The following is a 7,961-nucleotide window of genomic DNA, read 5'->3' on the forward strand; positions in this document are numbered from 1 at the left end:
TGTAGCAGTGTTTTCCTTTTATGGTCACGTCCCTAAGATATTCTTTGAGAGAAACGCTGCTTTTGATGCATAGTAATACATGAAAGGAATCAGGAGGGAGGTGGAGGCTTTGGAATATTCACAGGCAGAGCTTGTCAGGAGAATAAAAAATAAGGATATGGTTGCCTATGAGCATATGATCAATACCTACACGAAAATGATATATTACCTGGCGTACAATATTCTGTCGGCGGCGCATCCGAAGGAGGATATCGAGGAATGTGTAGCTGATGTTTTTTTGGACGCTTGGATCAAAATTGCCGAATTTGATGAAACGAAGGCAAATTTCCGGACATGGCTGCTGATATTGACCAAGTACAAGGCACTGGCATACAGGCGGCAAAACAAAAAGAACAATATTGTGAATATTGAAGATATTGAGATTAAGGATGACATTGATATTGAAAAACAGTTTTTCCTGAGAAAGGATCAGGAACAAGTGATGAAAATAATCAATTCCTTTCAAAAAACCGATCGGGAGCTATTTGTCAGAAGATTCCTGATGGGCGAAAAAATCAGCGATTTGGCGAGAGCCTTCAATTTGTCCCGGGCCGCCGTCGATAACAGATTGCTGCGGGGAAGAAAGATCATAAAGGAGAGTTTGCAGTATGAATGAAGAAAAAATGATCGCGATGCTGGGCAATCTTGATGATGATCTGATTGAGAAGGAGATCGACAAGCTTATGGATGGGGTCGAATTTAATATGGAATCGATAAATCGAAAAGCACACAAAAAGCTTGCCCAACATAATAGGAGGACAAAATTTCGAAAACATCTGCCCTATGTGGCGGCGGTGTGCGCATGCTTTATATTTATAAATACAGTGTATGCAGGCGAAATCTCGGATGTAATCAAGAGTTTTTTTAATAAGACACCGGTATATTCAACAATGGTGGATGGAAACGCCTATTACCTGAAAAACAGCCTTAAGCTGGATGACAATATTTCAATCGACAGCTTTATGGTCAGTGACGGCAGACTTGACATGGAGATAACTTCAAAACTGGGGATAGATGTGCTGAAGGATATGAAGATTGTTCCGGAAGAAGATCCGGATGCCTTGTACATCATGGGCGGATATTCTGAGGATGGCAACAATAAATATAGCTTCAGTTTGATGAACGGCAAAGAAAACAATTACAGCATCAAGCCTTTCGGGGCCTTCGATATGACAATTCACGGAAAAGTATACCCGGTTACCCTGGATAAGGCAAAGAGCCTTGATGGAACTCAAAAACTTTATGCCGGTTCCAGCCCGCATAAAACTGACAAAGTGAATGTGGGAGCGAATAGCATTGAGAACAATGGCAAAATAGGCGTACAATTAATTGCTTCATTCAAGGATAAGGATATGAAGCTCAGCGCTTTTGGAAAGCCGGCGGACCAAATATTCAAATTGACGTTTGAAAACACGGACAACGGAATGCTGAGTTCTTCCACACGTAGCAGAACCGATGATATTTATCTTTCTGATACCGCGGGCAATAAGTACAGGTTGGAAATACCAGCGGATGCCAAGGTGGCTCCGGTAACGACTTTTGAGACGAACGCGCCAAAGGGCAGCGAGTTTACACTGAAGCTACCCGCGTTAACCGCCTCCTACCATAAGACAATGGATAGCTTTACCCTCAATATCCCGACAGCCGGTGAGGTGAATATCAATAGGCAAATTGACCTTTCCGCGCAAAGTGTGGTTGTCAAGAGTATAAAACGTGTATCGCCGACTGCGGCGGTGGTGGAATTTAACCTCAATACAGGCGCGGATAAAAACGTCAGTGTCAAATCCTTCATGGTATTCAGCAAGAATGTCAAAAAGATTTTGTCCGAGTTCAATGGGGACAAAGCGGTTATGACAATGGAATTTAATAAGGATGTCGACACCGCTGATATTGAAATTTCCTGGCCTGAATTCGTTATCAACGGAGATTGGACAATCAACATGAAATAAATCATAATAAAGGATGGAAGAAGATGCCCGGGCCTCTCTTCATTGGAGTCCCGGGCATTTACCGTAAAATATGAAGGAGACTGAGTAGAAGATGCTAGACATTTTAATCTGTCAAGAATTAAAGATTGTTTGTCCAGAAATTACCATAGGCTGTATTCAAGCCCAGGTACAGGTGGAAAATAGTAGTGATGAGCTATGGAAAGAAATTAATGATTATTGCGATGTCTTGAGAAAAGAAGTACAGCTAGAAGAAATAGCCGCCATATCAACGATCCAAGATGGAAGAGAAGTATATAAAAAGTTGGGGAAAGCGCCCAGCAAGTACAGGTTATCTTCAGAAGCGTTACTGCGGAGGGTGTTACAGGGAAAAGGCGTTTACAAAGTTAACAATATCGTAGACATCAATAATTTGATATCATTAAAATCCAAGTTTCCTGTCGGTTCCTACAATGTTAAAAACTTACATCAGCCTATTTCATTAATGGCAGGAAAAACAGGTGAACAATATAAAGGTATTGGCAAAGAACTTATAAGTATCCAAAATCTCCCCGTGTTAACGGATGCCAGGGGCGGTTTTGGAAGCCCCACAAGTGATTCTGAAAGAGCAATGATTAGAAGTGATGCTAAGGAAATCATAATGTGTATTTTTTCCTTTAGCGGTATAAAGAATATGGAAGAATATTTACAATATGCTGGAGAGTTATTGGAAAAGTATGCCTATGGGCAAGAGGTCCAAACTAAAATAGTTCAATAATCTGACCATCAGGAGATCTTTGGGTTTTCTATCCCGAGGATTTCCTGTATTTAGATTAAATGGAAAATTGAAAGTTAAATACGTTAAAGTAACGGATTATAAAGACTACAGTAAATAAACCATTACAATAAACTACAACTATTCACTTGCGGAGTAAAAATTATAGCATTCCTTTTTGCACGAGTAACAGCCACACGCAGATTTAGACGCGCTTGCTCTGTTTTACCTTCGTTATAAACAAACCTTTGTCCAGGGAAAGATCCTTCATAGATAATAACTTCATCAAATTCTTTCCCTTTGGCTTTGTGTATTGTCATTACATTGACACCAGTCCATGTTTTTGTAGAGGTGGCGAAATGCTCTTGAGTTAAAGCATTTTTAACAGCATCAGCTGCTCCAATATAATTGTCGTATCGACGCCAGATTTCGCTTAGACTGGAGTTTAAAATTGATCCCCTATGTAACAAGCGTAAATAGTTTGCGTCTAGTTTGACTTGCTTAATGCAATCTGATGAAGCATCTAAGAGAAGCTCTCTAACTTTTATCCAATCAGACGCAACTTCTCCTGTATATTCAAGACTATTGCAATTATTTATGATTGCATTGCATTCATCAATAATTGCTTGCCTTTTCGTGCCGCGTATTTTTCCAGTTTTTATATACCCGACAAGTGACTCTGATATGGCGAGATCACTTTTACTAGGAGGTTTATCCCCGCGTCGTCCCCTAATATGTTCGCATAAATCAATAAGTAATTGATTGAGCTTACATTGTTTTGTTGAGCCATGTTCAATCAAGCGTGCGATAAGTACTGCAGCTATAGAGGGGCCGGCTGTTTCGATTGCAACTTCGTGGCGGATGTGAGGTAGGATTGCTCCATTTGTAAACCTTTGAGTTCTTTCAAGAAAATCTGAAACTGCCAACATCAAACTATTTGACGGTAGTAGCACTGCTATTGACCATTCTTGTTTATCTTCACATTTTAACCTCTCACAAGCTTTTATAATAGCACTTTTTAATAAAATAAGCTGAGCGCTTCCTTTGCGAATTGGATAATATACGAACTGAACATTTTTATACTTTTTGTGCCTATTTTCACCTGTTAGCAAATCATTTCCAAATTGGACGATATCAGTACCATTACTACGGTTATTTTCATTACCAAAATCAAATGTTGTAGGATGAAACGTAGCAATAAACTGACCAATCCTAGCAGGATCAGCCCCTCTAAAATCGTAAATGCGTTGTTCAGCGTCTGCCAAAACAATTAAATTACTTTTTTTACCGAGTTGAGTTATAAATGCCCATTCATCTGCATTCGTGTCTTGAAACTCATCTAAAATAATAGTAGGATAGGTTTCCGAAATGAGTATCGAAAGTGAATTGCTTTTAGCAAGAAGTTTTGCGCACATGCGAGCAAATAGATCAAAATGTACTAAGCCTTCTTCTTTAAATAGTCTGTTTATTTCCAGTTTTTTATCGACATCTTTATCATAATCTGCTAATCTAGCTGACGCTTCATGTGGAGGCAAGAGTCGAAGTTGTTTAGAACATAATAAATAACCATGACTTTTTAGTATGGCCCAAGTGAAGCTATGATAAGTATTAATCTCTAAGCGGTTAAATATGGACTTGGAAAGCACAATGTTAGCATGTTGTTCTACACGCGATATTGTGGATCGAGCAAAACTTAAAAAAAGAACACGCTGCTCATTTTGAAGTACTCCAGATTCTATTATATGCCTTGCTTTCAATAGTGCGATAGTAGTTTTTCCTGAACCGGGGCCACCTATCACAAGAAGATTACCCGTTGTATCTAATACTTTTCGTTTTTCGTCGGAAATATTAAACATAATTTGGCACCTTTTTCTATTCTGTAACTGCTAATTCTTCAGCAGCCTCATCTATCATTTCTAGTTGATTTGTTGGGGCTGATATGCTACGGATTTCTTTTAGCACTTTAACAATATAACCGGGCATTTCATTTTCTGTACATTGATTGAGAAAATCTGCTGCTGTACCGGAACCTTTTGACCATTTGAAATAGCTTTTTAATGATGTTTTTAAATCTTCTATTGTCATTTCTGACGTTGGCTTTATTGCATCGAGATGTGCGGGCCATTCATTGTTATTAGCAAGAAAAACTGCATATCGCCGTAATGCTGTTTCACTAGAGCCGTTTACCACAATATTTTCGAATCCTTTTTCTGAAGCCTCAAATGCATAGTCAATAACCCCAATTATGTTATCTCTGGATTTTTCGATTTGTTTATCAAAAACAGCAAATACCGTCTTACCCAATTTGTTGAAATATTCCCCCAGCGATGCTACTTGTGAATCGGTCTCCGCATTTATTATGGCAATTCCCAGACCTTCAAGTGAAGTGTATTCATTAGGAAGTAGTACATGTAATCTTCTTGCTGCAACAGGAAAAGCATCATATTCGGTTCTTCCTTCAGCTATTAAAACACGGCGTGCTAATAATGATTCGCAAAATCGTCTCTTGACTTCTTCTCGGTACATTTTCTGCTTTACTGAAGGCGGGTATTGAGCAGGAGTTCCAGTTAATATGCCATTGTTTCGATTAACAACAACAATATGCGATGGATCAAACTCCTCTAAAACATAAGGCGAATGTGAGGTGAAAATTGCTTGTGCTGATTTGGCAATTATGCTGTTTATTATGCGTTTCTGGGTATGTGGAGGTATAGCTATTTCAGGCTCCTCCATAGCAAAGATAACATTTTGCTTTAGTTCAGCAATCATGGAAAGCAACGAAAGAACTAATGTATTGATCGTACCTGTTCCTTGGTGATGAAAAGGGGCGGCGTATTCAGCACCATCATCGCGAAGCGAACCTGTTCCTAAAAATACGGTGAGTATTTTTCTTAGATGCTCTCGAGTTAGCTGTGAAACACGCATTGTAGGTGCATCCGCACACTCGATAGGAACTAGCGAGCGAACTGCCGTCTGAACGGATTCCAAAACATCAGAAATACCAATATCCGGATCGCTAGCAACTGACACACTGCGTAGTTGCTCTAATACATTTTCCCACATTTGTGGTCGCAGTTCTTTTAACCTTAATATAATGTCTAATAACGATCCTCTCTCCAAACTTAAAGCACGAGTGCCGGTACGAAGCGTACGAAGATATAGGAAGCCACAAAGTCGTTTATCCCTTGTGCTAAAAGTATCATATGTTCCATCTTCCTTTTTAGGTGACATAAAAAAAGTGGCCCCAGTAAAATCATCTTCTTCAACGTCATAATTACCTTTGAACCCAAGTCGTAGAGCAGCAACTACACCGTCTCTATCCGTTGCTTCAGGTGGAGGCCCCTCGATTAATAAACCTATAACAGTGTCCCACCATTCAAGGTGGTTACGGAAATGCCTCTGTTGTTCAATGCTAAGATCAATAATGATTGCCTCAATAAAAATTCCAATTGTATTTTCCTCGTTATCTAAATATTGGCCTGCATAAAAATCGTGTTCATCAATTATTGGTCGTCGGGACAATCGTTCAGGCCCAAGAACTAGGTCTATGGCTTCTAATACTGTAGATTTTCCTGTGTTATTATCCCCAACCAGTACAGTATGTCCAGGGAAAAACAGATGGCTTTCTTTTATTCCTCTGAAATTATTAATCTGCATCTTAACAATCTTCATTGATCTTCCTCCCGAAAATCAATTTATCTGGTAACGTAGGGGATCTAATAGGCTATAAACACTATACTGATTTACACAAATTCATATTAAGACATTGCTCATTTTAAGAAATTACTGGAGGTTTGGATGCGCAGAAAATTTTAATTCATAACGCCTGTATTATCAATACGGATGTGCCAACTACATTTTAAGCCTAACGGGTATATGGATAATGGAAAGTTTATAATGTATCTAATCGTTATTCCACTTTTTCATAACAATGGTTGCATATTTTCTGTTTAATGTAAGCAGCATGCGTTATGTCTACCATCATATTGCAATGTGAACATCTAAAACTATTCCCTAATTCTGCATTAAGGCTATCAAAGAATTTTTCCTCAAGAGAAATTCTTCTAATTTCACGAAAATCATCAACGGTTTCAATATCATTTAAGAGATTACTGTTTATCTTGTTATGATAAACATTGGAGCTTGTGTAACAGGCATAGTCTAAATAATACACGTTATATGGAACGCCTTTGTTTCCTTTGTGTGAAATTCCACGTTTTCTAAGGTGTATAATTCGTAAATCTATTAAATCATTTAAAATAGTATTTGTTTCGTATTTTTCTGGAATCAAAAAATGACAGCTTTTCTTATCAAGAATTATTTCTTTAATAATTTTATCTAACATAATTTTAGCATTTTGGTTAGATTCAACGGCTTTCTTCTTATCAACTTCATACCATGCCACAGTTGCTGTTCGTATATCAGTCAAAGCCATATGCTTTTGGGTAGTATTTCTATTGACAAAATTAGTATATGCATTTATAAAAATGCTAAGAAAATCTCTTGGAATACCCGCAGACGCAATTAATATTTCTCGAAGTGCTTGGTTAGCTAAAAATACATTTATAAAAGATTGGTTTGGTTGGGAGAGTGATTGTTCGAAAAACGGTTTAAATAGGGACTTATTAATTAAACTTAACTGATTATATAACAATTCATTAAAAAACTTTTTTGTAACATCGGGATGAAGTTCATATATAAACCGATAATCCAACTGATGGCCAAAAATATCCCCCCCATCTTCTAAACCTGTTCTGTTATCTAACATTAATCGAGTTCGATTGGGTATTGCAGCTATCTTTATGGTTATCTTTAATGTAATAAAAGCTCGTTTTAATAATTCGGCCAATAGCGGTTGTATTTGGATAGGAATTTCTGACCATTCATCAATTAGGAAAAACAGTCTATCTACATTGATACTTTCAAAAAAATGGGTCATTACCTCTGACATTTCTGAGAAAGAAATGTATTTTAACTGTTGTGATGTTGTTTGAGTCTCTTTAGTGCTTTCACCATTTCCTGTTACCTCGGGAGAAAGAGAAATATTAAGTGAAGCTGCCATACTTTTTATTTCATGTACATTAAATTCAACATTACCAATGCGTTTAAAATGTTGACCGTCAAACTGTGACTGCTTACGGAAACTGGCGATAAAGGAAACAGCGCCATTGCCGGTAACCAATATTTAATTGAGAAGTAGGAAATATGGCAATCGGAGCAGA

6 protein-coding genes are annotated in these 7,961 nt (G+C 37.9%); 3 read left to right on the forward strand and 3 right to left on the reverse strand.

Annotation, left to right across the window (positions count from 1 at the left end):
* Window positions 1-100: 100 nt before the first annotated feature.
* The 3 genes from DCCM_RS07515 to DCCM_RS07525 all read left to right on the forward strand — a co-directional run bounded on the left by DCCM_RS07515 (window position 101) and on the right by DCCM_RS07525 (window position 2,742).
* The gene (locus DCCM_RS07515; RefSeq protein WP_231702697.1) at window positions 101-655 is read left to right on the forward strand and encodes a sigma-70 family RNA polymerase sigma factor; all 555 of its coding nucleotides are present in this window, start codon (window positions 101-103) and stop codon (window positions 653-655) included.
* Window positions 648-1,988 (forward strand): hypothetical protein, encoded by a 1,341-nt coding sequence (locus tag DCCM_RS07520; protein WP_104371808.1) that lies wholly within the window; start codon window positions 648-650, stop codon window positions 1,986-1,988. Before DCCM_RS07515 ends, DCCM_RS07520 begins: the two co-directional genes overlap by 8 nt.
* A gap of 91 nt (window positions 1,989-2,079) precedes the next feature.
* Window positions 2,080-2,742 (forward strand): B3/B4 domain-containing protein, encoded by a 663-nt coding sequence (locus DCCM_RS07525; RefSeq protein WP_104371809.1) that lies wholly within the window; start codon window positions 2,080-2,082, stop codon window positions 2,740-2,742.
* Window positions 2,743-2,864: 122 nt separating this feature from the next.
* On the opposite strand, the gene DCCM_RS07530 is transcribed toward DCCM_RS07525, so the two are convergent.
* The 3 genes from DCCM_RS07530 to DCCM_RS07540 form a co-directional block, all read right to left on the reverse strand.
* A complete protein-coding gene (locus tag DCCM_RS07530; protein WP_104371810.1) occupies window positions 2,865-4,595 on the reverse strand; it encodes a UvrD-helicase domain-containing protein in 1,731 nt (576 codons plus the stop codon).
* Between the two features lie 16 nt (window positions 4,596-4,611).
* Window positions 4,612-6,411: an ATP-dependent nuclease gene (locus DCCM_RS07535; protein ID WP_104371811.1), complete on the reverse strand. Its 1,800-nt coding sequence runs from the start codon at window positions 6,409-6,411 to the stop codon at window positions 4,612-4,614.
* Between the two features lie 238 nt (window positions 6,412-6,649).
* On the reverse strand, window positions 6,650-7,921 hold the full coding sequence (locus DCCM_RS07540; RefSeq protein ID WP_104371812.1) for a chromosomal replication initiator DnaA: 1,272 nt from the start codon (window positions 7,919-7,921) through the stop codon (window positions 6,650-6,652).
* Window positions 7,922-7,961: the final 40 nt, after the last annotated feature.

Source organism: Desulfocucumis palustris, from assembly GCF_002933875.1.
GTDB classification, from domain to species: Bacteria; Bacillota; Desulfotomaculia; order Desulfotomaculales; family Desulfocucumaceae; genus Desulfocucumis; species Desulfocucumis palustris.